The organism is Xanthobacter albus, assembly GCF_043194895.2.
Lineage (GTDB): Bacteria > Pseudomonadota > Alphaproteobacteria > Rhizobiales > Xanthobacteraceae > Xanthobacter.
This window is the reverse complement of the sequence record NZ_CM195532.1, coordinates 2,453,760-2,477,799: the sequence shown is the minus strand read 5'-3', so window position 1 is coordinate 2,477,799 and position 24,040 is coordinate 2,453,760. Positions and strand designations below refer to the sequence as shown.

Annotated in this window: 22 protein-coding genes and 1 tRNA gene; 10 read left to right on the top strand and 13 right to left on the bottom strand. The window is 70.0% G+C overall.

Going from position 1 to position 24,040, the window contains the following annotated elements; translation table 11 throughout:
• Positions 1-24 precede the first annotated feature (24 nt).
• The 6 genes from V5F75_RS10980 to V5F75_RS10955 all read left to right on the top strand — a co-directional run bounded on the left by V5F75_RS10980 (position 25) and on the right by V5F75_RS10955 (position 6,380).
• Positions 25-1,011, top strand: a complete 987-nt coding sequence (locus tag V5F75_RS10980; protein ID WP_394036200.1) for an ABC transporter permease — start codon at positions 25-27, stop codon at positions 1,009-1,011.
• Positions 1,011-2,009, top strand: coding sequence for an ABC transporter permease (locus tag V5F75_RS10975; RefSeq protein WP_394036198.1), 999 nt, complete (start codon positions 1,011-1,013; stop codon positions 2,007-2,009). The genes V5F75_RS10980 and V5F75_RS10975 overlap by 1 nt, the downstream gene beginning before the upstream one ends.
• A 1-nt stretch (position 2,010) precedes the next feature.
• Positions 2,011-3,012, top strand: a complete 1,002-nt coding sequence (locus tag V5F75_RS10970) for an ABC transporter ATP-binding protein (RefSeq protein ID WP_394036196.1) — start codon at positions 2,011-2,013, stop codon at positions 3,010-3,012.
• Entirely contained in the window at positions 2,993-3,943 is a 951-nt protein-coding gene (locus tag V5F75_RS10965; protein WP_394036194.1) for an ABC transporter ATP-binding protein, read from the top strand. Before V5F75_RS10970 ends, V5F75_RS10965 begins: the two co-directional genes overlap by 20 nt.
• 9 nt (positions 3,944-3,952) lie before the next feature.
• Complete coding sequence (locus tag V5F75_RS10960) at positions 3,953-5,041, top strand: aldo/keto reductase (protein WP_394036192.1); 1,089 nt, start codon at positions 3,953-3,955, stop codon at positions 5,039-5,041.
• A 124-nt stretch (positions 5,042-5,165) separates the two neighbouring features.
• Positions 5,166-6,380 carry an LLM class flavin-dependent oxidoreductase gene (locus tag V5F75_RS10955; RefSeq protein ID WP_394036190.1) on the top strand — a complete coding sequence of 405 codons (1,215 nt, stop codon included), beginning with the start codon at positions 5,166-5,168 and terminating at the stop codon, positions 6,378-6,380.
• 952 nt (positions 6,381-7,332) lie between these two features.
• Here V5F75_RS10955 and V5F75_RS10950 read toward each other — a convergent pair.
• The 7 genes from V5F75_RS10950 to V5F75_RS10920 all read right to left on the bottom strand — a co-directional run bounded on the left by V5F75_RS10950 (position 7,333) and on the right by V5F75_RS10920 (position 14,157).
• A tRNA-Ser gene (locus V5F75_RS10950) sits at positions 7,333-7,424 on the bottom strand.
• A gap of 209 nt (positions 7,425-7,633) precedes the next feature.
• The gene (locus V5F75_RS10945; RefSeq protein ID WP_394036188.1) at positions 7,634-9,763 is read right to left on the bottom strand and encodes a tetratricopeptide repeat protein; all 2,130 of its coding nucleotides are present in this window, start codon (positions 9,761-9,763) and stop codon (positions 7,634-7,636) included.
• Between the two features lie 150 nt (positions 9,764-9,913).
• On the bottom strand, positions 9,914-10,627 hold the full coding sequence (locus V5F75_RS10940; RefSeq protein ID WP_394036186.1) for a glutathione S-transferase N-terminal domain-containing protein: 714 nt from the start codon (positions 10,625-10,627) through the stop codon (positions 9,914-9,916).
• A gap of 243 nt (positions 10,628-10,870) precedes the next feature.
• A complete protein-coding gene (locus V5F75_RS10935; RefSeq protein WP_394036232.1) occupies positions 10,871-11,272 on the bottom strand; it encodes a GNAT family N-acetyltransferase in 402 nt (133 codons plus the stop codon).
• A 65-nt stretch (positions 11,273-11,337) separates the two neighbouring features.
• A complete protein-coding gene (locus V5F75_RS10930) occupies positions 11,338-12,843 on the bottom strand; it encodes a glycosyltransferase family 39 protein (RefSeq protein WP_394036184.1) in 1,506 nt (501 codons plus the stop codon).
• 154 nt (positions 12,844-12,997) lie between these two features.
• Positions 12,998-13,300: an acylphosphatase gene (locus tag V5F75_RS10925; protein ID WP_394036182.1), complete on the bottom strand. Its 303-nt coding sequence runs from the start codon at positions 13,298-13,300 to the stop codon at positions 12,998-13,000.
• Between the two features lie 20 nt (positions 13,301-13,320).
• The gene (locus tag V5F75_RS10920; RefSeq protein WP_394036181.1) at positions 13,321-14,157 is read right to left on the bottom strand and encodes an EipB family protein; all 837 of its coding nucleotides are present in this window, start codon (positions 14,155-14,157) and stop codon (positions 13,321-13,323) included.
• Positions 14,158-14,281: 124 nt separating this feature from the next.
• Here V5F75_RS10920 and V5F75_RS10915 point away from each other — a divergent pair, with 124 nt between their 5' ends.
• The 4 genes from V5F75_RS10915 (at position 14,282) to V5F75_RS10900 (ending at position 17,676) form a co-directional block, all read left to right on the top strand.
• Complete coding sequence (locus tag V5F75_RS10915; protein ID WP_394036180.1) at positions 14,282-14,746, top strand: RidA family protein; 465 nt, start codon at positions 14,282-14,284, stop codon at positions 14,744-14,746.
• A gap of 23 nt (positions 14,747-14,769) precedes the next feature.
• Complete coding sequence (locus V5F75_RS10910; protein ID WP_394036179.1) at positions 14,770-15,513, top strand: glycerophosphodiester phosphodiesterase family protein; 744 nt, start codon at positions 14,770-14,772, stop codon at positions 15,511-15,513.
• Positions 15,514-15,586: 73 nt separating this feature from the next.
• The gene (locus tag V5F75_RS10905; protein WP_394036177.1) at positions 15,587-16,759 is read left to right on the top strand and encodes a GNAT family N-acetyltransferase; all 1,173 of its coding nucleotides are present in this window, start codon (positions 15,587-15,589) and stop codon (positions 16,757-16,759) included.
• A 131-nt stretch (positions 16,760-16,890) separates the two neighbouring features.
• On the top strand, positions 16,891-17,676 hold the full coding sequence (locus tag V5F75_RS10900) for a proteasome-type protease (RefSeq protein ID WP_394036230.1): 786 nt from the start codon (positions 16,891-16,893) through the stop codon (positions 17,674-17,676).
• A 114-nt stretch (positions 17,677-17,790) separates the two neighbouring features.
• Here the strand turns inward: V5F75_RS10900 and V5F75_RS10895 are convergent, their stop codons facing one another.
• The 6 genes from V5F75_RS10895 to ssb all read right to left on the bottom strand — a co-directional run bounded on the left by V5F75_RS10895 (position 17,791) and on the right by ssb (position 23,991).
• Entirely contained in the window at positions 17,791-18,246 is a 456-nt protein-coding gene (locus tag V5F75_RS10895) for a peptidylprolyl isomerase (protein WP_393987280.1), read from the bottom strand.
• Positions 18,247-18,330: 84 nt separating this feature from the next.
• Complete coding sequence (locus V5F75_RS10890) at positions 18,331-18,894, bottom strand: peptidylprolyl isomerase (protein ID WP_394036175.1); 564 nt, start codon at positions 18,892-18,894, stop codon at positions 18,331-18,333.
• Between the two features lie 60 nt (positions 18,895-18,954).
• Positions 18,955-19,455, bottom strand: coding sequence for a pantetheine-phosphate adenylyltransferase (gene coaD, locus V5F75_RS10885; protein ID WP_394036173.1), 501 nt, complete (start codon positions 19,453-19,455; stop codon positions 18,955-18,957).
• Positions 19,456-19,861: 406 nt separating this feature from the next.
• On the bottom strand, positions 19,862-20,473 hold the full coding sequence (locus tag V5F75_RS10880; RefSeq protein ID WP_394036171.1) for a LysE family translocator: 612 nt from the start codon (positions 20,471-20,473) through the stop codon (positions 19,862-19,864).
• Positions 20,470-23,223 (bottom strand): DNA gyrase subunit A, encoded by a 2,754-nt coding sequence (gene gyrA / locus V5F75_RS10875; protein ID WP_394036169.1) that lies wholly within the window; start codon positions 23,221-23,223, stop codon positions 20,470-20,472. Before gyrA ends, V5F75_RS10880 begins: the two co-directional genes overlap by 4 nt.
• Positions 23,224-23,430: 207 nt before the next feature.
• Positions 23,431-23,991 carry a single-stranded DNA-binding protein gene (gene ssb, locus V5F75_RS10870; RefSeq protein WP_394036228.1) on the bottom strand — a complete coding sequence of 187 codons (561 nt, stop codon included), beginning with the start codon at positions 23,989-23,991 and terminating at the stop codon, positions 23,431-23,433.
• Between the last annotated feature and the right edge of the window lie 49 nt (positions 23,992-24,040).

Sequence of the window (24,040 nt, the reverse complement as noted above, 5' to 3'; positions counted from 1 at the left end):
GCGGCCGGCCCGGCGGAGGCGGCCATGAGGCGGCTGCCACGCTTCCTGAGGGCCGTGCGCCGCACGGCGCTCCAGGCGGTGCCGACCGTCGTCGGCATCCTCATCCTCAATTTCTTCCTGCTGCGCCTCGCGCCCGGCGACGCGGCCGACGTGCTGGCGGGAGAGGCCGGCGCCGCCACCGTGGAGACGCTGTCGGCGCTGAAGGCGAAGTTCGGCTTCGATCTGCCGGTGTTGCAGCAGCTCGCCGCCTATCTCTCCAGCCTCGCCCATTTCAGCCTCGGGGTCTCGCCGCGCTTCAACCAGCCGGTGGCGGACCTCGTGGCCGCCCGCCTGCCGAACACGCTGAGCCTGATGGGCGTCGCCCTGGGCTTCGCGCTCCTCGCCGGCATCACCTTAGGCGCGGTGATGGCGAGCTTCGCAGGGCGGGTGCCGGACCGGGTGCTGAGCGTGCTTTCACTGCTGTTCTATTCCATCCCGAGCTTCTGGATCGGCCTGATGCTCATCGTCCTGTTCTCGGTGAAGCTCGGCTGGCTGCCGAGCGGCGGGGCGCAGACCATCGGCGCCGGCCTCACCGGCTTCGCCGCGCTCTGGGACCACGTGCGCCATCTCGTGCTGCCGGCGCTCTCCCTGGGGCTGTTCTACGTGGCCATCTATGCCCGCCTCACCCGCGGCGAGATGCTGGAGGTGCGTGCCCAGGACCATGTGCGCACCGCCCGCGCCAAGGGGCTTTCCCCGCTCGCCGTCACCACGCGCCATGTGCTGCGCAACGCGCTGATCCCGGTCACCACCATGGCCGGCATCCACCTCGCCGGCCTCATGGGCGGGGCGGTGGTGGTGGAAACCGTCTACAGCTGGCCGGGGCTCGGGCGCCTCGCCTATGAAGCGGTGCTGGGGCGCGATTTCCATGTGCTGCTCGGCATCCTCCTGCTGTCGTCGCTGCTGGTGGTGGCCATCAACGCGGCCATCGACATTCTCCAGGCCGCGCTCGACCCGCGGATCGAGGTGCGCTGATGCACGGCACCGATGCCCTCGCCTCCGCAGGCGCGCCCGCGCGGACCCATGCGCCGGATCTCCCGACGGCCCCCGCGGAGCCCGCGATCTGGCCGAATGTCCATGCGCCCGATGCCGCCCGCGCCGCGGCCGATGAGGTGCTGCGCCTCGCGCCGGCGGGCCGGCGCCGCGCGCTGCAGGCCTTCCTCGCCAACCCGACGGCGGCCGCCGGCCTCGCCATCCTCGCGCTGGTGCTGGCGGCCGCCCTCGCGGCGCCGCTCCTCTTCCCCGACGACCCGCTGGAGATGGCGGGCCGCCCGCTGCTGTGGCCGGGCCAGGACCCGCGCTTTCCCCTCGGAACCGACGCGCTGGGGCGCGATGTGCTCGCCGGCCTCGTCCACGGGGCGCGGGTGAGCCTGCTCATCGGCGCCGCCGCCACGCTGGCGGGGCTTTTCGCCGGCATCCTCGTGGGCGCGGCGGCGGGCTATTTCGGCGGCGCGGTGGACGATGTGCTGAGCAAGCTGGTGGAGATCTTCCAGACCATCCCCGGCTTCATCCTGCTGATCGTCCTGGTGGCGATCGCGGAACCGTCGGTTCCCGCCATCGCGCTCGCCATCGGCGCGGTGTCGTGGCCGCAGGTGGCGCGGCTGGTGCGGGCGCAGTTCCGGACGCTGCGGGAGAAGGAGTTCGTCGCGGCCGCCCGCGCGCTCGGCTACGGGCACGGGCGCATCATCTTCCGCGAGATCCTGCCCAATGCGCTGCCGCCGGTGATCGTGCTCGCCTCGGTGACGGTGGCGACCGCGATCCTCATGGAGAGCGCCCTGTCGTTCATGGGGCTCGGCGACCCCAACGTGGTGAGCTGGGGGTCGATGATCGGCGCGGGGCGCGAGCTGCTGCGCACCGCCTGGTATCTCTCGGCCATTCCGGGCCTTGCCATCGTGCTCACCGTGCTCGCGCTGAACCTGATCGGCGACGGGCTGAACGATGCACTCAACCCGCGTCTTTCGGCGGAGGCCTGAGATGAGCGCCCTCCTCGACGTGCGCGAGCTCACCATCGCCTTTCCGAAGGCGAGCCCGGTGCGTGGGCTCTCCCTCTCGGTCGAGGCCGGGGAGACCCTGGCGCTGGTGGGCGAGAGCGGTTCCGGCAAGTCGCTCACCGCCCTCGCCCTGCTGCGCCTGCTGCCCGAACGGGCGCGCATCGCCGGCGGCGAGATCCTGCTCGGCGGGCGCGACCTTGCCCGCCTCGATGACCGCGCGCTGCGGGACGTGCGCGGGCGCGACATCGCCATGGTGTTCCAGGAGCCGATGACCTCCCTCAACCCGGTGCTGAGCGTGGGCGAGCAGATCGCCGAGGTGGTGCGCCTGCACCAGGGGCTCTCGCGGCGGGCGGCGCGGGCGCGGGCGGTGGAGCTGCTCGACCTCGTGCGCATCCCGGAGCCGCAGCGGCGGGTCGACGATTATCCTCACGAGCTTTCCGGCGGCATGCGCCAGCGGGTGATGATCGCCATCGCGGTGGCCTGCTCGCCGCGCCTGCTCATCGCCGACGAGCCCACCACCGCCCTCGACGTGACCATCCAGGCCCAGGTGCTGGACCTGCTGGATGCGCTGAGGCGGGATCTGTCCATGGGGCTGCTGCTCATCACCCACGATCTCGGCGTGGTCGCCGAATGGGCGGACCGCGTGGCGGTGATGTATGCCGGCCGCAAGGTGGAGGAAGCCCCCTTCGCCCCCCTGTTCGCGGCGCCGCTCCACCCCTACACGCGCGGGCTGCTCGCGGCCTCGCCGCGGCTCGATGCGGGCCAGCATGCCTCACGCGGGCCGCTGAGCGAGATCCGCGGTTCCATCGCCTCTGCCGCCGGGCAGGAGGGCTGCGCCTTTGCGCCCCGCTGCCCGCTGGCGCAGGCCGCCTGCCGGGCGCAGGTGCCAGAGCTCGCGCGCGTCGCGCCCGGCCATTTCGCCGCCTGCCCGGTCACCACGCCCGTGCCCACGCCGGAGATCCGCCATGCCGCTGCTGTCGGTTGAGAACCTTCACGCCGCCTACGGCGCGGGCGGCAGCCGGCTGCGCGCGGTGGACGGGATCTCCTTCGAGGTCGAGCCGGGCGAGACGGTGGGGCTCGTCGGAGAGTCCGGCTGCGGCAAGTCCACCCTCGCCAAGGTGCTTCTGCGCCTGGTGGAGCCTTCCTCCGGCCGCATCGTCTTCGACGGCGCCGAGGTGGGCGGGCTGGCGGGCGCGGCGCTGAAGGGCTACCGCCGGCAGGCGCAGATGGTGTTCCAGGACCCCTTCGCTTCCCTCAACCCACGCCACACGGTGGCGGAGATCCTGACCGGCCCGCTGGAGGTGCACGGCATCGGCGACCGCGCGGCACGCAGGACGGCGGCCGAGGCGGCCATCCTGCGCGTGGGGCTCCCGCGCGAAGCTCTCGGCCGCTATCCGCATGAATTCTCCGGCGGACAGCGCCAGCGCCTCGGCATCGCGCGGGCGCTGATCCTGAAGCCGCGCCTCGTCATCTGCGACGAGCCCGTATCGGCGCTCGACCTGTCGATCCAGGCGCAGATCCTCAACCTGCTGTCGCGGATGAAGGCGGAGCTTGGCCTGTCCTACCTGTTCATCTCCCACGACCTTTCGGTGGTCCGCTATTTCGCGGACCGGGTGCTGGTCATGTATCTCGGCCGCATCGTCGAGGCCGGGAGCTGGCGGGAGATCTTCAGCCGTCCGCTGCATCCCTACACCCGCGCGCTGATGGAGGCCGTGCCCACGCCGGGGCGCCGGCGCCATGCCGCGCCGCTCTCCGGCGACCTGCCGAGCGCACGCAACGTGCCGGGCGGATGCCGCTTTCACCCCCGCTGCCCGCTCGCCACTCCCCTGTGCACGGAGGCCGACCCGGCCCTGCGCCCGGCCGGGGGCGGCCAGCAGGTGGCCTGCCACCACGCCCTGGAAGGCGCGCTGCAATAGAGGCCTCGCATGACCACTCCCGACTACCGGTATCTCGGCCGCAGCGCGCTCGCGGTGCCGCAGCTCGCGCTGGGCACCATGATGTTCGGCGGCCCCACCGACGAGGCCACCGCCCATCGCATCATCCACAAGGCGAAGGACGCGGGCTTCTTCTTCCTCGACACCGCCGACGTCTACCAGAAGGGCGCGACCGAGGAAGTGGTGGGCCGCGCCGTGCGGGCCGATCGCGACGCTTATGTGCTCGCAACCAAGCTCGCCAATCCGGGCGGAGAGGGGCCGAACCGCCAGGGGCTCTCCCGCAAGTGGGTGATCGAGGCGGCGGAAGCGAGCCTGCGCCGCCTGGGGACGGATTATATCGACATCCTCTATTTCCATCGCGCCATCTTCGATGCGCCGCTGGGCGAGGCGGTGCGGGCGGCGGCCGATCTCATCCACGCCGGCAAGGTGCGCTATTTCGCGGTCTCCAACTTCCGCGGCTGGCGCATCGGCGAGGTGGCCCATCTCGCCGACCAGCTCGGCATCGACCGGCCGATCGCCAGCCAGCCGCTCTACAATATCGCCGACCGCACGGCCGAGGTGGAGCAGCTTCCCGCCGCCGCCTTCCATGGGCTCGGCGTCGTCTCCTACTCGCCGCTGGCGCGCGGGGTGCTGACCGGCAAGTACCTGCCCGGCGCCCCGCCCGCCGCCGAGAGCCGGGCGGGACGCGGCGACCGGCGCATCCTCGAGACCGAATGGCGGGAGGCGTCCCTGGTCGTGGCGCAGAAGGTTGCCCGTCACGCGGCGGAGCGAGGCACAGACAGCGCCGCCTTCGCCCTGTCCTGGGTTCTGAACAACCGCCTCGTCACCGCCGCCATCGCCGGCCCACGCACGGAACAGCAATGGGATAACTACGTGGCGGCACTCGGCTATCGCTTCACGGCGGAAGACGAGGCGTTCGTGGACGCGCTCGTGCCCGAGGGGCATGCCTCGACCCAGTTCTACACCGATCCGAGCCACCCGGTAGAAGGCCGGACGCCGCGCACCGGTGGCGGCGACGCCGCCCTGCGGGTTGCCGCGCGGGCTCAGGACCGCGCCGCGGAGCGCTCCTCCGCCGCCTGAGGCGCCGCGTCCTTGAGCGGCCGCCTGCCTTCGCGCCCGCTCCGGGCCCGGCGCGCACCCGCCTTCCGTCCCGCCCCGCCGGGGGGAGGCGGGGCCTTCCATCGATCCAGTCACGAGGTTCGCCATGTCCGCAGGAGCCGCCGTTTCCACCCCTGACGTCACGATCAGCCCCGGCGCGGTCGCCGCCCCGGCGGCGGGGCCGGCGCTTCGCGGCCCGCTCGATTTCCCCGACAGCCCGCTCTCGCGCTCCGCCCGCCAGCCGCTCATGCTGGGGCTGTTCCTGAACCTCCAGGACATCCACTTCTCAGACCACCCCACGAGCAACAGCTGGACGTTCGACTATAACGCGGCCCTGGTGCGCAAGGCGGACGCGCTGGGCTTCGACATCGCCTTCTCCCGCACCCAATGGCTGCCGAAGGGCGGCTATGACGGGGAGGCTTCGCTGGACAGCTTCGTCGCCCTCGGGGCGATGGCCGCCCAGACCAGCAACATCCTGCTGATCTCCACCCTGCACGTGCTCTACGGCCCGTGGCATCCGCTGCACATCGCCAAGATCGGCGCCACCTTCGACCACATCTCGAAGGGCCGATGGGGCATCAACATCGTCACCGGCCACCGGGCGGTGGAGCATGAGATGTTTGGCTGGAACCGCATCGACCACGACCGGCGCTACGAAATGACGGCCGAGCTGTTCGAGGTGCTCCATCGCCTGTGGAGCGACACCGAGAACTACTCCCACGACGGGCGGCTGAACCCCTGGAAGATCGTGAACGGCTACATCACGCCCAAGCCGAATTTCGGGCGGCCCATCCTCGTCACCGCCACCGGCTCGCCGGCGGGCATCGATTTCGCCGCCGGCCACTCGGACCTCGTGTTCATCACCTCGCCGGGCGGCGCCCATATCGACAGCGCGCTGGAGACGCTGCCGCAGCACATCGCGGACATCAAGGCCCGCGCGCGGGCGAGGGGGCGCGAGGTGAAGACCATCATCAACCCCATCGTCGTGAGCCGCGACAGCGAGGCCGAGGCCTGGGCCTATGCACGCGCCATCGCCGAGGGGGTCCCCGCGCCCACCCACACCTCCTTCGGCCACCGCGGCTACGACAGCGATGCCGTGGCCTGGCGCGGGCGCAACGACCCCACGCAGAAGCAGGGGCTGAATCTCGGCGGCAACATCGAGATCATCGGCACACCGGAGCAGGTGGTGGACCAGCTCGCGGCGCTGAAGGCGACCGGCATAGACGGGGTGCAGCTCAACTTCTACGATTTCGCCGCGGATCTCGACCATTTCGCCGCCACCACCCTCCCGCTGCTGAAGCAGGCCGGCCTGCGGCTGTGACCTTCATGAGTCCGCTCCCGCGAAGGCCGCGGCGCGGCACAGGAGCGGATGGCGGTTCACGCTGGTGGAAGCGCCGGCTGCCGACGCATGCCGCAGAAGGTCGCCACCGCGTCATCCACGCCTCTGCTGCACCTCGTTCCGAGGTCGTGGGTGCAGGCGGTCAGGGTGACGTCCCGCAGGGCGCCGGCGCGTCAGTTAAAGTCCCGCCACGCCGTGGCAACGTCCAGCTCCCGCTTTGGTCGGCACCCATGCCAGCTTTTGCGAGCTTCGCAGGAGTGTTCGACGTGCACACGGCGTCTTCCGCTTTCCGGGCGAGGTCGTCGTCGATCGTAGAGGACAGGGAAAGAGGGCGTCGCCGGCGCGGGCGCAGGAACCGGTGACGAAGCCGCATCGGCTATCGGACGCGCGCCATGCACCCTGGCAAGCTGGGCCACGATGCGAACGTGGGGTCGTCCGTTCCGCCTCCCAAGCGGCTCCATGCGGAGCCCGCGCCACGCCCGAGCGTTTGTCGCGGGGCGCGAGACGAATCCCAATCGCTCCGCAGCGGCGGCCCGATGGCGCTCGTCCAGGGCCAGGTTCAGGCTCGGTGTCATCCGAGAACGGCCCCGGCAAGACGCCCACGCCCGAGGATTCCGCCTTGCGAAGAGCCACCAGTTCCGCGGCAAGCGACGCGAGGCTCCGCCTCATGAGGTCCCGATCGCTCCCCTGCCCCCAACATCTCCGTCGCCCGGCCCGCGAGGATACGAGCGCGACGGCGGGCTTCAAGGGCTTGCAGTCGACCAAGGAGAACACGGATCGGCGTCGGGCCGAGCCGGGCCACGAATCCCTTCGGCACATGGAATTGAAAGGTCCACGCCCCACCCCGCCGCCAGAAGTTCCCCATGTGTCGAGCAAGGTGTCGAACAGGGTCGGCGACAGAAAATTAATCCAGCAAAGTCAATGGCTTAAGGAGTGGCGGAGACGGAGGGATTCGAACCCTCGAGACCCTTTTGGGGGTCTGCTCATTTAGCAAACGAGTGCCTTCAGCCTCTCGGCCACGTCTCCCGCTCGCACTCCTATGCCGAACCAGAGGCGGCTTTGCAAGGCGGCAGAGCGCGTTTTCCAGCGAAACCGTCTCCGCAATCCGGCCGCCTGCCGCCACGCGGGCCGCGCCGGATCCGCATCTCACCGGCCGCGGCAGGGTTGATCCAGCGAGCGCCGGATGGCGCCGGGCCACCTGGCGCGGCGGCGGGTGAAATGACCGGCCTGCGGGCTTACGATGCCTCTTTCATCCGCAGCAGGTCTTCCACCGCCCCGGCGATGCGGGCGAAGACTTCGTCCCATTCGCCCGGCTTGCGCTGACGGAACAGGCGGACGCTCGGGTAAAGGGCGGCGCGCTCCCCCACGCGGCCCCAGCGCCAGTCGGGCACCACGCGCAGGGCGAGGAAGGCGGGGCGCCCACGGGCGCCGGCGAGGTGGACGAGCGCGCTGTCGCCGCTCACCACGAGGTCGAGGTGCTGCAGGATGCCGGCGGTATCCACGAAGGTACCGTCCGCGTCCCTGTCGGCCGCGAGACGAACAACGCCGACGCCGAAAGGCACGGCATCGAGCTGTTTCTCTGCCGCTCCGCCCTGCAGGCTCACCAGTTCCACATCCTCCAGCTCCGCCAGGGGCGCAAAGGCGGAGAGCGGGAGCGCGCGGCCGGGGTCCGCCGCAGGTTGGGAATCGTCCTGCCAGGCGATGCCGATGCGCAGGCGCGGCGGCCGGGGCGCGGGCGCTTCCTCCGGGGCCGGCTCGCCCCCCGCCGCGGAGAGGTCAGCTCCCGGTGGAGGGGGGGTGCCCTCCGGCTCCTGAGGCGCAATGGCGTCCGCGTCCGCCGGATCTGGTTCCGGCGGGGCCGGCGGCTCCGCGAGGCGCCATGTGCGCCAGCGCCCGACCCGTCCCGGATCGGCGGTGAGGTATGGCGGCTGCGGCCATGTGGCCGGATCGGGCGCCAAAAGGCCCGGCAGGCTCGCGAGCGGCACCCAGCGCAGGCCGGGCCGGGCAGGATCGAGCCCATGGAGATCGCTCACCACCCGCACCCGCGCGTCGATCCGCGCCAGCAGCGGCACATGTCCCGCCTGCGTGAGAAGACGGACGCGCAGCCCCCGGTCCGCCAGCACGCGCAGCAGCCGTCCGAAGTGGAGGAGGTCATCCATGCCCCGCTCGCCGAGCACGACCAGTTCCTCCACCGGCTCCTTCCCGTCCCAGCGCGGGAACGGCGGGAGCGGATGGACGGGCGGCAGCAGCCCTGCGCGGGCCTCGTAGAGATCCCAACCCTCGGCCCACCGCCCGTGGGCGAGATGCTCCATGCCGGCAAGGTAGCGGGCAGGCGGAAAGCCGGCGTCCGCGGCCAGAGCGGACGCGCGGGCGGCGGCGGCGCCCTCGGCATCGCCAAGGTCGAGCTTCAGCAGCGCGAGCGTTACCTGGGCGGCGGCCAGGGCGGGATCGAGGGCCGCGGCGGCCTCGGCATCCGCCAGCGCGCCGGAAAGGTCGCCCAGGGCGCGCCGCGCCTCGGCGCGTTCCTGCATCACGGCGGCGCAGGCGGGATCGCGCGCCAGGGCGGTGTCGCACACCGCCAGCGCTTCCTCCGGCTCGCCCTGATGGCGCAGCGCCCGCGCGAGATGGGCCGCCAGGGCAACCCGATCGGGCGCAGCCGCGAGCGCCGCGCCGAAGGCGAAGCGGGCCCCCGCCATGTCGGCACGGCCGAGACAGGCCTGTCCACGCAGGAAATGGGCATCCGCCGAGCCCGGATCGAGGCGAAGGGCCTCCGCGACCACCGCGCCCGCTTCGTCGAAACGGCCGAGTTCAAGCAGGGCGCTGGCCCGAGACAGCCAATGGCGCGGCTCCCACGGCTGCATGGCGGTCAGCGCCTCGCAGTCGCGCAGCGCATCATGCAGGCGCCCCTCGCGCGAGAGGGCGGCGGCGCGGTTGGAGAGGGCCTCCGCCGCGCGCGGGTCGAGCGCCAGCACGGCATCGAAGCGGGCCACCGCCTCCGCGTGGCGGCCCAGGGCCACCAGCACGTTGCCGGCGAGGTATTGGGCCTCGGCGAGGGCGGGATCCAGCGCGGCGGCGGCCTCATAGGCCGCGAGCGCCTTGTCCCAGGTGCGGCTCGCCTGGAAGGCCGCGCCCAGGAGCACATGGGCCCCGGCGAGAGCCGGAAAAGCCTCGCACGCGCGGCGCGCTGCCGCCAACGCATCCTTGAAGCGGCGCGTCTGCAGCAGAGCGAACACCAGGAGCCGCTGCACCTCGAACGCCGGGGTGGACTTGGCGAGCCGGCGGTAGATCTCTATGGCCTCGTCAAGCTTGCCCTGGCGATGGAGCTCGGTCGCCCGGCTGAAGGCAGCGCGTGCATCGGTCGACATGGCTCGGCGGCTCCAGACGGTGCGTGTGCGCGACTGTCTTAGAGCACCTTCCGGTTGGATGGAAACGCTATCCGCGCGTGGTCCCGCGGCCTCCGCCCGCGCCCCGGCGCGAGCGGCAGCGGGATGCAACCGGCTGCGGCGGGGGCGGCCTCAGCCGCGGGCGCGCTGGCCGAACAGGACCGCCTGGGCGTCCTTGTCCTTTGAGAGGTCGAAGCTGCCGCGCTCCTCCGCGCTCAGGGAGAGGCCGCGCTGCACCGCCGGACGCTCCAGCACGCGCGCGAGCCAAGCCTTGAAGTGAGGGAATTCCTCGATGTTCTGGCCCTGCCGTTCCCACAGCTTGGCCCAGCCCACGCAGGCGATGTCGGCGATGGAGTATGCGCCGGCCAGGAAGTCCCGGTCCTTGAGGCGGGTGTTCATCACGCCGTAGAGCCGGTGCACCTCATGGGTGTAGCGCTCGATGGCGTAGGGGATCTTCTCGGGCGCGTAGATGCGGAAATGGTGCGCCTGCCCCGCCATGGGGCCGAGGCCGCCCATCTGCCAGAACAGCCACTGGTCCACCTCCACCCGGGCGCGCTCGTCCGTGGGGTAGAAAAGGCCGGTCTTGCGGCCGAGATACTGGAGGATCGCGCCCGATTCGAACACCGAGATGGGCTGTCCGTCCGGCCCCTGCGGGTCGACGATGGCCGGCATCTTGTTGTTGGGCGAGATGGCCAGGAACTCGGGCTTGAACTGGTCGCCCTTGCCGATGTTGACGAGCCTCACCTCGTAAGGCAGCCCGCACTCCTCCAGCATGATGGAGATCTTCCAGCCGTTGGGCGTGGGCCAGTAATGGAACTCGATGGGCTGGGTCTGGACCTGTGCCACGATTCGCTCCCCGAAACTCTGTCGTTCCGGCCGATCATCGCGGCCGAGGGACGTGATCCGACGGCGATCGGGCGGAAGCCGCCATCTCGCCGGCTGCGTCTCGATCCTTCAAATCGGGACCTGCGCCCCTGGTTCCGGCTTTCCATCCTGCCGGCGGCGCATGGTTAAGACCTAACCATACCGCGCGAAATCGGCAAGAGCGGCGCGGTTGCGCGCAGACAGGCCGGGAAGCGGCGCCCGCCTTCAGAGATCGATCTTGAAGCCGAGGTGGGAGGGGGCGAAGCCCAGCTTCTCATAGAAGCGATGGGCGTCCACCCGCCGCTTGCTGGAGGTGAGGGCCAGCGTCACGGCGCCGGCGGCGCGCGCCTCGGCCATGGCATGGCGCACCATGCGGGTGCCCAGGGTCTTGCCGCGCAGGTCCGGCGCCACCTGCACCCCCTCGATGAGGGCGCGCGGAGCGCCCCGCCCCGGCAGGGCGCACACGAAGATAAGCTCGAACGTGCCCACCACCCGCTCCTGGAATTCCGCCACGTAGAGCCGGGTGGAGGGATTGGCGCTGATGGCGCGGAAGGCCTCCAGATAGGCGCCGTAGGCTTCCGGATCGGTGGTGTCGCCGTGGCCGCCCACGTCGTCGGCCGCGAACATGGCGATCACGGCCGGCAGGTCCCGTTCGCGGGCGAGGCGGAAGATCAGTCCGTCGGGATGCAGTCTTATCGGCACAGCGGGTCATCCGGAGGTAGCGGCGTGAACTGCCAGTCGCTCCAGCGATGGGGATTCATCAGGGGCGACGACCACTTCACGGACATTTCGATGGTGTTGCGGCCCGGCGGCGGCAGAAGGCGGAACGGCAGGCCGTTGGCGATGCCGGTGATGCGCGCGCAGCCGGTGCTGGGGCGCGCCGGCGGGCGATACTGCGATTCGCCCACCACCACCACGCGGGCATCGGGGATGGCGGCGCGCAGGCGGCCGGCGGAGGTGCGGTCGTCCGCCACCAGGGTCGGCGCGGGGCCGAGCGCCTGCATCACGGTGGGCGCCAGCCGGTGCAGCGGCTCGGCGGCCACGCAGCGCCCGCACAGGCGCGGGTCCGGCCACAGGGGTATGGCCACCCGCACCGCCAGCACCCCCACCGCGATGGCGAGCAGGATGCCGAGATAGGCCGCCACCCGCGGCCGCCACCCGCCCATGCGCTCCAGCTCGGCGAAGACATAGACCGGCAGCAGCAGCAGGAAGACGTGGAAATAGCGATCGCGCAGGTTGGTGGTGCCCACCGCGACCACCGCGATGAAGGCCGCCAGCAGGCCGATGATGATGACGTTGCGCAGCACCCGGCGGGCCGCGTCGCGGTGCCCATCCATGCCGACGCGCGCGCCTTCGCCCCGGTTCAGCGGCAGGAACACCAGCGCCGCGAGGGCGATGAAGGGCAGCGCATAGCCCACCAGCGCCACCACGTAGCTCTGCACCACGTCGTCCCAGGCGAAATCGGTGGCGCCGATGGTCTGGGCGGTGGCTTCCACCACGTCCTGACCCAGCACGTGCAGGGCAAGGCCGTAGACCGCGAGCGGCCCGGCCGCCACCAGCGCCGTGACGAGGATGCGCCTGTCGAGCAGCGCGCGGCGGTAAGAGGGCTCAAGCAGGCAGGAGACCACCAGCACCCCGAGGAAGGCCGCGAAGCCGAACTTCCCCAGCAGCCCCACCGCGATCCAGGCGCCCAGGCCCGCATAGAGCTTCGTGCTCGGCCGCCGCACGATGGCGATGAGCGTCAGCATCGCCCCGGCGATGGCCACGATCATCACGTTGGAATGGGTGAGGATGCGGTGGCTGTGGTAGCCGATCACCCACAGCGCCGAGAGCGAGTAGACCGCGGCCGCCTGGAGGCGGGGATCGCGGATGATCCGCTGCGCCACGCGATAGACCAGCGCCGCGCAGGCAAACAGCAGCGCATAGCGCAGGATGGCGAAGCCCAGCCGCCCCGGCCCCACGATGACCTGCAGGCCATAGAGCAGCCAGTCGAAGAACGGCGGGTTGCGCGGAACGTAGCTCAGCTCCAGCGACTGGACGAGATAGCTCTCGATGGCGTCATCGACATTGATGGCCGATTCGAGGAAGGCGCCGACGATGGCGTGCAGCACGCACCAGATGCCGACGATGACGAGAACGCTCTTCGGCCGCGCCCAGAACGGCAGCTTTCCCGCGCTGCCCGCAGGGCTATCATCCAAAGTCCCCGCGCCGGGGTCACGCGCTTGATTTTCCATCACGAGACTGACGCACTCCAGGAGACGGCGGCCTCGTTTCTATAAACAGCATTGGGCCCGCGGCGCCACCGAGGCGCCAGCCATCATGACGCATCGCGGCAAAGGTGGTGCAAACGGGTCACAGGGTGTCGAGGATGACGAAGGCCTCCTCGTCCCCGGCCGCCAGGGCGGCCTCGGAGGCGTCATGGATGAGCAGGTCGTCCACCCGTGCGCCAGGCGGGCCGGCGCGGCAGGCATCCACCATGGCGGCCACCAGCGCCTCGTCGCCCGCCACCACCGCTTCCACCGCGCCGTTGGCGCGATTGCGCACCCAGCCCCTGAGGCCGCGCACCTGCGCCTCGTAGGCGCACCAGGCCCGGTAGCCGACCCCCTGCACCCGGCCCCGCAGGGTGATGTGCACGACACGAAAGGCTTCGGCCATGGTTTCCTCCGGCGCTCCGCTCAGCGCTCGCAGGCCGCCGCGCCCGCCGGCAGCGCCTCGAACGAGGACATGCTGCCGATCAGCGCGAAGCGGCCGTAATCGATCTTCAGCTCGCCCACGACGCCGTTGTCATAGAGCGTGAAGCTCATGACATAGGCCGGTCCCTCGTCGATGGCGCCGCGGTCATAGTAGCTGACGGCCACCGGATAGGAGAGATGCCCGGCGAGGGCCGCCTCCGCCGCCGGGGCGAGGCGGGCGCCGCCGCTGCGCGCGCGGCCGATCACCGCCAGGGTGTCGTACACCTTCTGCGGGTCGCTGGAGCCGTCATAGACCTTGGCGGCGAGGGTGCCCTCCCCTGCCGCCGCGGCGGCGAGCACCTTCAGCACGTGCTGCGTGGGCATGAGGATGACGCCGTCGAGGGTGAAGGCGCGGTCATCGGGCTTCGTCACCGCCACGTTCAGGCGGTCCGCCCCTTCGCGGGTGACGGTCGCCTCCACCTCTGCTGTATCGTCGCCGGTCTCGGTGGTGCTCTCGAAGCGGTAGGATTCGCCGGAGCCCGCCTCCCACGACTTGGAGGTGACGGTCTGGGTCAAGGGCCCGTTCTGCCCGCCCCGGCTCTCGCTCGCCTGGCGGGTGAGCGTGCTGTAGCCGGCGCAGGCATCGCCGGTCATCTGGTATTCGATGCGCCCGCTCATGTCCTCGAGCTGGCCGGTGGGGCGCGAGCCGTCGAGGGTGAGGGTGTAGCTCGCGCGGTGGGGCAGCAGGGGAAAGGCCGCCGCCGGCCCGCAGAAGGCCGCCGCCAGGGCGATCTGCCCGCACGCGCCCAGGAGCGCGACCATGACCGATGGAAGCCTCATGCCCGCCTCTCCTCACCTCGCCGCCGCCTGCCCTGCCGCGTGGCGCTTGCGTCCCGCCCCGCCTTCGGCGAAGAGGAAGGCCCAATTGCGCACACCGTGTGGCAGGAACCCACAAGGACTTACCATGACCTCTTCCGTCGAACGCAAGCTCGCCGAACTCGGCATCACCCTGCCCACGCCCAACCCGCCGCTCGCAAATTACGTGCCCGTGGTGCGCACCGGCAACCTGCTGTTCATCTCCGGCCAGGTCTCCATCGACGCCGCCGGCAAGATCATCACCGGCAAGCTCGGCGGCGGGGTGGAGATCACCACCGGCCAGGACGCCGCGCGCCTGTGCGCCATCAACCTGCTGGCCCAGACCAAGGCCACCATCGGCGACCTCGACAAGGTGGTGCGGGTGGTGAAGCTCGTCGCGTTCGTGAACTCGACGCCGGATTTCGTGGACCAGCCCAAGGTGGTCAACGGCTGCTCGGACCTGCTGGTGGAGGTGCTGGGCGACAAGGGCCGCCACGCCCGTTCCGCCGTGGGCATCGCCGCCCTGCCGTTCGATGCGGCGGTGGAAGTGGAAGCGGTGATCGAGGTCGCCTGAGGCACCCCGCCGGAACTGCCCCTGTGAGCGACCTTTCCTGGCTCACGGCACGGCCGGTCGCCCACCGGGGCCTCCACGATGCCGCCTCCGGCATCGTGGAGAACACGCCCTCGGCGGTGGATGCGGCCGTGCGGGCGGGGTTCGCCATCGAGGTGGACCTCCAGCTTTCCGCCGACGGCGTGCCCATGGTGTTCCACGATTCGACCCTGGAACGCCTCACCACCGCCGAAGGCCCCCTGCGGGCGCGCACGGCGGCGCAGCTCCAGGCCCTGCCCTTCCGCGCCACCGCCGACCGCATGATGCGCCTCGACGACCTGCTGGCGCGCGTGGATGGACGGGTGCCCCTCGTCATCGAGCTGAAGAGCGCGCGCACGCCGGCAACCGCGCTGGCCGCCCGTGCCGCGGCGCGCGTCGCCGCCTATGGCGGGCCGGCGGCGCTCATGTCATTCGATCCGCGCCTGCTGGCCGTGGTGCGCCGGGAGGCGCCCGCCGTGCCGCGCGGCATCGTGGCGGAGCGGAACTTCGAGGGAGAGGACGAGCCCCCGCTCGGCGTGCTCCGGCGCCTCACCCTCGGCCACCTGCTCCATTGGCCGCGCTCGCGCTTCCAGTTCGTGGCCTACCGGGTGGCGGATCTCGACGCCCTCGGCCCGCGCATCGCCCGCCGGCTGGGCCTGCCGCTCCTCACCTGGACCGTGCGCACCGCAGCGGACCGCGCCCGCGCCGCCCGCCTCGCGGACCAGATGATCTTCGAGGGCTTCCGGCCCTGACCGGAGGGCGGCGAAGGGGTGCGACCGTCCGTCGCGCTTTTTGGGCGGCGGTGCGGTGCACACTGTAGGCTCCATGCCCGAAGCCCGCATTCGCATCCTCTCTTCCCTCTCCGAGATCCCGGCGGCCCGGTGGGATGCCTGCGCGGCGGGCGGGGCGGGGCGGCCGGAACCCTTCGTCAGCCACGCCTTCCTCTCCGCCCTGGAGGAGGCCCGCTGCGTCGCCGCCAAGACCGGCTGGATGCCCCAGCATCTGGTGCTCGACGGCACGGACGGCACGCCGCGCGCGGTGGCGCCGGCCTATCTCAAGAGCCACTCGCGCGGGGAATACGTCTTCGACCAGGGCTGGGCGGACGCCTATCAGCGTGCCGGCGGGCGCTATTACCCCAAGGTGCAGGTGGCGGTGCCGTTCACGCCCGTCACCGGCCGCCGCCTGCTGCTGCGCGACCCCGCCGACACCGAAGCCCGCGCCGCCCTCGCCGGCGGGCTGAAGGAGCTGGTGCGCCTGCGCGAAGCGTCCTCAGCCCATGTCACCTTCTCCACGGCAGAGGAATGGGAGAGCCTTGCCGCCCAGGGTTTCCTGCAGCGCACCGACCGGCAGTTCCACTGGACCAACACCGGCTACGGCAGCTACGACGATTTCCTCGGCGCCCTCGCCTCGCGCAAGCGCAAGGCCCTGAAGAAGGAGCGGCGGGAGGCGCTGGCCGCAGGCATCACCATCGAATGGCTCACCGGCCGCGACCTGACGGAAGAAGCCTGGGACGCCTTCTTCGCCTTCTACATGGATACCGGCGCCCGCAAATGGGGCTCGCCCTATCTCAACCGGGCCTTCTTCTCGCTCGCGTCCGAGCGGATGGCGGACCGCATCCTGCTGGTGATGGCGCGGCGCGCGGGGCGCTACATCGCCGGCGCGCTGAACTTCATCGGCGCGGAAACCCTCTACGGGCGCTATTGGGGCGCCGTCGAGGAGCACCCCTTCCTGCATTTCGAGGTCTGCTACCACCAGGCCATCGACTTCGCCATCGCGCGCGGGCTCAAGGTGGTGGAGGCGGGCGCCCAGGGGGAGCACAAGCTGGCGCGCGGCTACCTGCCCGCCACCACATATTCCGCCCACCACATCGTCCACCCCGGCCTGCGCGCGGCGGTGGCGCAGTATCTGGAGCACGAGCGCACCTATATGGAGGAGGATGCCGCCGTGCTCACGGACCTCGGCCCCTTCCGTCGCGGCGGCGAGGCCGAGCACGACTGAGCCGCCCCCGAAAAGCGCCCCCTGGCAGGAACGCCACACCTCTGATCCGAATGGCATTCCCGCCCCGCCCCACGTTGCGGGACGGGAGGGGCCATCGCTATAGTCCGGGCTCCCGCAACGAGGGGGTGGATATGACGTATTGTTGTGGAGTTCTCGTGCGCGACGGCCTGGTGCTGATCGCCGACACCCGGACCAACGCCGGACTCGACAACATCTCCACCTTCCGCAAGCTCCATATCTTCGAGGAACCGGGCCGGCATGCCCTCGGCATCGCCTCCGCCGGCAATCTCTCCGTCACCCAGTCGGTCATCAGCCTGCTGAACGAGGGGGTGGACGACGCCGAGACCGGCGAGCGCCACCAGCTGCGCGAGGCGCGCACCATGTTCCAGGCGGCGCAGCTCGTGGGCCGCGCCATCCGGCAGGTGCACCGCATGAACGGCACGGTGATGGAGCAGTCGAGCGCCATCAATTTCGATGTGTCCTTCCTGCTGGGCGGGCAGATCGTCGGCGGCCCCATGCGGCTCTACATGATCTACTCCGCCGGCAACTTCATCGAGTGCACGCAGGACACCCCCTTCCTCCAGATCGGTGAGCACAAGTACGGCAAGCCGGTGCTGGACCGCGCCGTCACCTACGAGATGGAGATCGCGGACGCGCTGAAGACCAGCCTCATCTCCATGGATTCGACCATGCGCTCGAACCTGGGCGTGGGCCTGCCCATCGATGTGATGGTGGTGTGCCCGGAGAAGCTCCAGGCCGAGCTGAAGTATCGCATCGAGCCCGGCGAGCCCTATTTCCACGACCTGCGCGAGCGCTGGTCGGCGGCGCTGCGGGCCGCGCACAGCTCCATCCCGCGCCCGCCCTACCTGAAGGACGTGCAGACCTACGTTCCGCCCAAGCCGACGGAAGAGGTCTGACACCCAGGCCGCGTGACGTGAGCGGTGCCGACGCGCCGGCAAGCGGGCCATGAACCGCACACATGAAAAGGGCGCCCCGCGGGGCGCCCTTCTTTTTCAACCGTCGCGGCCCGTTCAGGCCTTGGGCTCGAGCTTGGCGGAAATGATCTTGTCGGGATCCTTCACCGGCTCGCCGCGCTTGATCTTGTCCACATTCTCCATGCCCGAGATCACCTCGCCCCACACCGTGTACTGGCGGTCGAGGAAGCGGGCGTCCGCGAAGCAGATGAAGAACTGGCTGTCGCCGGAATCGGGATTCTGCGCGCGGGCCATGGAGACGGTGCCGCGCTTGTGCGGCACGTCGTTGAACTCGGCCTTCAGCTTCTTGCCCGAGCCCCCCATGCCGGTGCCGGTGGGATCACCGGTCTGGGCCATGAAGCCCTCGATGACGCGGTGGAACGGCACGCCGTTATAGAAGCCCTCGGACACCAGCTCCTTGATACGGGCCACATGGCCGGGCGCCGCATCGGCGCGGAAGGCGATGGTCACGGGGCCCTGCGTGGTCTCCAGGACCAGGATCTCTTCACTCACGGGGTCATCCTTTCAGTGGGTGAGGGGTGCGGCGACCCCGCCGGCTGCCGGCGGGGGCCGATCTCGGCGCGACGGGCGACGACCTCACTTGGCGTCGGCGGCCACCTGCATCTTCACGATGCGATCGGGGTTCGAAACCGTGCCATTGGCAGAGGCCGAGCCCTTCTTGATCTTGTCGACATACTCCATCCCGGAAACCACTTCGCCCACCACGGTGTACTGGCCGTTCAGGCTCGGGGTCTCGTCGAGCATGATGAAGAACTGCGAATTGGCGCTGTTCGGGCTGGAGGAGCGGGCCATGCCCACCACGCCGCGCTTGAACGGCACGTTGGAGAACTCGGCCGGCAGGTTCGGATACTTGGAGCCGCCGGTGCCGTTGCCATACTGCCCGTCGCCGGTCTGGGCCATGAAGCCGTCGATGACGCGGTGGAACGGCACATTGTTGTAGAAGCCGTCGCGGGTGAGCTGCTTCAGGCGCTCCGCGTGCTTGGGCGCGAGATCGGGCCGCAGCGCGATCACCACCCGGCCGTAGGGCGTGTCGAGATAAAGCGTGTTCTGCGGATCGCTCTTCGACTGCGCGGCCGCCGGCAGGGCGAAGGCGAGCGCGATGAGAAGTCCGGCACAGAGACGGCCGAAGACGCGCAGCATGAGGTTCTCCTCGAAATGGCCCCGGAAAAGGGCGGAAACTTCGGCGAAGGCCGGTTGGGCTCAGCGCTGGAAGCGCGCCCTGAGGCGCGCCAACACCGCCGCCGGCACGAAGGCGGAGACATCCCCGCCCATGGCCGCGATCTGCCGCACGAGCGTGGCGGTGATGGGGCGGACGGAAGGGGAAGCGGGAAGAAAGACGGTCTGGATCTCCGGCGCCATGGCGGCGTTCATGCCCGCCATCTGCATCTCGTAGTCGAGGTCCGTCCCATCGCGCAGCCCGCGGATGAGCAGGCTCGCCCCCACATCGCCCGCGGTGGTGACGATCAGCCCGTCGAAGGTGATCGCCTCGATGGCCGCACCTTCCGCCGCCGCCACCGGAGTGCAGACCTCCACCAGCATGGCGAGGCGCTCTTCCGGGGAAAACAACGGCGTCTTGCCGGGGTGGACCCCCACCGCGATCACCAGCCGGTCCGCCATCCGGCAGGCGGCGCGCACCACGTCGAGGTGCCCGTTGGTGAGCGGATCGAACGAGCCGCCGTAGATGGCCGTGCGGTCTTTCATGAGCGCCTGCCCCCAGTTCCTGCCCTATGAATGCTGCCGCGATCAGCGCCAATGGGGCGTGCGGCCTTGGTGGGGAAGGGTTAGCGGCCCCGCGCCCCCAACGCAACCGGGGCCGTCCGCCGCGCGGGCCGCCGCCCGCCGCGAGCCGATGAAAATGCTGATGTCGAGCCTGTCGCACCCTTTCCGCCAGGGGCGCCGCCCCCTTCGCGAAGCCGCCCTGCGAATCGCGCGCCGCGCGCCATCACCAACGCCTGCGTCACGACGCACGAACCAGCGTGCGACCGCGCGTCATGCGTCGAAGCGCAAGCCGAGGCATTGCCGAGGGCTCGACATGAGTGAAGCACCCATCTCCCCTGCACAGGGGGAGCACATGCACCGCGAGCACGGCCCGGAGACTCGCCCCGCCCTATCGGCGCCCCGCAGCCAGCAGCACCGCCGCGCCGCCCACCAGAATGCCCGCCGAAACCCGGTCCGCGATCTGTGCGAAGCGCCCCGACAGGGCCGCGCGCGCCCTGTCCGCCGCCAGCGCCCACAGGATGTCGCCCGCCAGGGCCACCGCCGCGAACACCACGGCGAGAACCGCAATCTGAGACAGGGGATTGGCCGTGTCGGTCACGAACTGCGGCAGGAAGGCCGCATGGAACAGCAAGGTCTTGGGATTGGCGAAAGCCACGGCGAGCCCCCGCCCGAAGGCCGCGTGGGCCGAAGGCGCGGAGGTGGCGGGCCCGGCGCCGGCGCTGCGCCACTGGCGAATGGCGAGCCACACCAGATAGGCCGCGCCCACATAGCGCACGAGGTCGAAATTGTGGGAAAAGGCCTCCACCAGATAGGCAAGACCCGCCGCCACGACTGCAAGCTGGGCGATGAGCCCCACATTGACCCCGGCGGCGGTAAGGATGCCCGCCCGGTGGCCGTATCTCAGGCTGGTGCCGACGATGAGCGCCACGTTCGGCCCCGGCGTCGCCGCCAGGGCGAGGCACGCCAGCACGAACAGCGCGAGGCTGTCGAGCGGGATCATGCCTCTGGCGCCCCGTCTTCGCCTTCATCCTCCCCGGCGACCGCGTCCTCGCCGGCGGTATCGTCGCTGATGTGCTCCACCGAGACCACCCGCTCGCGATCCGCCGTATTGAAGACGATGACGCCCTGGCTGGCGCGCCCGACGATGCGGATGCCGTCCACCGGGCAGCGGATGAGCTGGCCGCCATCGGTGACCAGCATGATCTGGTCCGCGTCCTCCACCGGGAAGGAGGCCACGAGGCGCCCGTTGCGCTCGTTCACCGCCATGGCGACGATGCCCTTTCCGCCACGCCCGGTCACCCGGTACTCGTAGGAAGAGGTGCGCTTGCCGTAGCCGTTCTCGGAGATGGTGAGGATGAACTGCTCCTTCGCGCTCATCTCCGCGTAGAGATCCTGGCCGAGCTGCCCGTTGCCGCTCGCGCCTTCCTCCTGGTCCGCCTCCACGCCCTCCGCCGATTCGCCGCGCAGGGCCCGGCGCATCTTGATGTAGGCGAGCCGGTCGTCGGCGCTCGCCTCCACGTGGCGGATGATGGCCATGGAGATGACGCGGTCATCCTCCTCCAGCCGCAAGCCGCGCACGCCCACGCTGTCACGCCCCTTGAACACGCGGACGTCCGTCGCCGGGAAACGGATGCAGGCACCACCGGCGGTGGTGAGCAGCACGTCGTCGTCCTCGGTGCAGAGTCCCACGTCGGCGATGGCCTCGCCCTCGCCCAGCTTCATGGCGATCTTGCCGTTGCGGTTCACCTGGGCAAAATCCGAGAGCGCGTTGCGCCGCACGGTGCCGGAGGTGGTCGCGAACATGATCTGCAGGCGCTCGTTCTCGGCCTCGTCCTCCGGCAGCAGCACCACGGAGGTGATGCGCTCGTCGGATTCGAGCGGCAGGATGTTGATGAGCGCCTTGCCCCGGCCCTGCGGCGCAGCCGCCGGGAGGCGCCACACCTTGAGCTTGTAGACCTGCCCCTTGGAGGAGAAAAACAGCACGGGCGCATGGGTGGAGGCCACGAACAGCCGGGTGACGAAATCCTCGTCGCGGGTCTGCATGGCCGAGCGGCCCTTGCCGCCGCGCCGCTGCGCCCGGTACGTGGAAAGCGGCACGCGCTTGATGTAGCCGGCGTGAGAGACGGTGACCACCATCTCCTCCCGCTGGATCAGGTCCTCGTCGTCGAGATCTCCGAAGCCTTCGACGATCTCCGTGCGGCGGGGGGTGCCGAACTCCGCCTTGATGGCCAGAAGCTCGTCGCGGATGATGCCGCGCATCCGCTCCCGGCTCGCCAGGATGTCGAGATAATCGGCGATCTCGGCGGCGAGCTTGTCGAGTTCGTCGGCGATCTCATCCCGCCCGAGAGCGGTGAGGCGCTGCAGGCGCAGATCCAGAATGGCGCGGGCCTGCTCCAGGGAAAGGCGATAGGTGCCGTCCTCCTGCAGCTTATGGCGTGGGTCCGCGATCAGGGCGATGAGCGGCGCCATGTCCTTCGCCGGCCAGTCCCGCCCCATCAGCGCCTCGCGGGCGCTGGCCGGGTCCGGCGCGGTACGGATGAGGCGGATCACCTCGTCGATATTCGCCACCGCGATGGCGAGACCCACCAACACATGAGCGCGGTCGCGCGCCTTGCGCAGCAGGAATTTCGTGCGCCGACTCACCACTTCTTCGCGGAAGGCGATAAAGGCGGTCAGCGTATCGTGCAGGGTCAGCACGCCAGGCTTGCCGCCCGAAAGCGCGACCATGTTCACGCCGAAGGAGGTCTGAAGCAGCGTCAGGCGGTAGAGATTGTTCAGCACCACGTCCGCCTGGGCGTCGCGCTTGATCTCGATCACCACGCGCAGGCCGTCGCGGTCGCTCTCATCGCGGATTTCGGAGATGCCCTCCACCCGCTTGTCCCGCACCAGCTCCGCGATCTTCTCGATCATCGTCGCCTTGTTCACCTGGTATGGGATCTCGGTGACGATGAGCGCCTCGCGATCCTTGCGCAGACTCTCGATGGCGACCTTCGCCCGCATCAGAATGGAACCGCGCCCGGTGAGATACGCCTGGCGGATGCCGCTGCGGCCGAGGATGAGCCCGCCCGTGGGAAAATCCGGCCCCGGCAGCAGATCCAGGAGCGCCTCGGGCTCCATGGCGGGATCGTCCATGAGCGCCACGGTGGAGTCGATCACTTCGCCCAGATTGTGCGGAGGAATGTTGGTCGCCATGCCGACGGCGATGCCGCCCGCGCCGTTCACCAGCAGGTTCGGAAACTTGGCGGGAAGAACGCTCGGCTCACGCTCGGTATTGTCATAGTTTTCCTGGAAGTCGACCGTGTCCTTGTCGAGATCGTCCAGCAGCGTGTTGGTGATCTTTTCGAGACGCACCTCGGTATAACGCATGGCCGCCGGCGCATCGCCGTCCACAGAGCCGAAATTGCCCTGGCCGTCCACCAGCGGCACCCGCATGGCGAAATCCTGCGCCATGCGCACCAGCGCATCATAAACCGACTGGTCGCCGTGCGGATGATACTTACCGATGACGTCGCCAACCACGCGGGCAGACTTACGATACTGCTTGTTCCACTCGTAGCCGTTCTCGTGCATCGAGAATAGGATACGCCGATGCACCGGCTTCAGGCCGTCGCGCACGTCGGGCAAAGCGCGCGCGACGATGACGCTCATGGCATAGTCGAGATAGGAGCGAGACAGCTCCTCGGTGATGGAAACCGGCGTGATGTCCGAAGGCAGCTCGCTGCCGGGCTTCGGCGTCTCGGGCTCAGCCAAAAGTCGATACTCTCGTGGTGATTTTCGCTACCGACTTTTAGCCGATTCACGCGCCCGACGCCAGCGAAACACCATCCCGAGAGTGATTTTTTACCTCTTTAAATCAATAACTTACAGAAGCCCTACGGGGCACTGGAGAACATTCAGCCCCTTTTGTGTCGAAATGGCCGCCCGCAGGCGGAATGCCGGAGCGGCCAAGACAGGACGTCAGAACGGGATTTCGTCGTCCAGATCGTTGGAGGGGCGCCCGCCACCCGAGCCGCCGCCGGAGCCGGAGCCGGAGCCGCCTCCGCCGGACCGTCGCGCACCGCCCCCGCCATAACCACCGCCGTAACCGCCTCCCGCGCCTCCGCCCATGGGGCCCTGGGAGCCGAAATCGGAGCCGCCACCACCGAAGTCCTCTCCCCCCTCGCCACCGGCGCGGCCATCCAGGAGCGTCAGCTCACCGCGGAAGGGGCGCAGCACCACCTCGGTCACATAGACGTCGCGGCCATCCTTCTCATATTTGCGGGTCTCAAGCTGGCCTTCGAGATAGACTTTCGAGCCCTTCTTCAGGAAGCGCTCGGCCACATTGACGAGATTTTCGTTATAGATGGCAACCGCGTGCCACTCGGTACGATCCTTCCGCTCGCCGGAAGCCTTGTCGCGCCAGCTCTCGGAGGTGGCGATACGCAGGTTGCAGACTCGGCCACCGCTCTGGAACGTGCGGATTTCCGGATCGCGTCCCAGATTGCCGATCAGGATCACCTTGTTGACACTGCCGGCCATCGCCTCGCCTCCTGCTTCTGCCTGCGCGCGTTGCACGCCCATCTTGCCG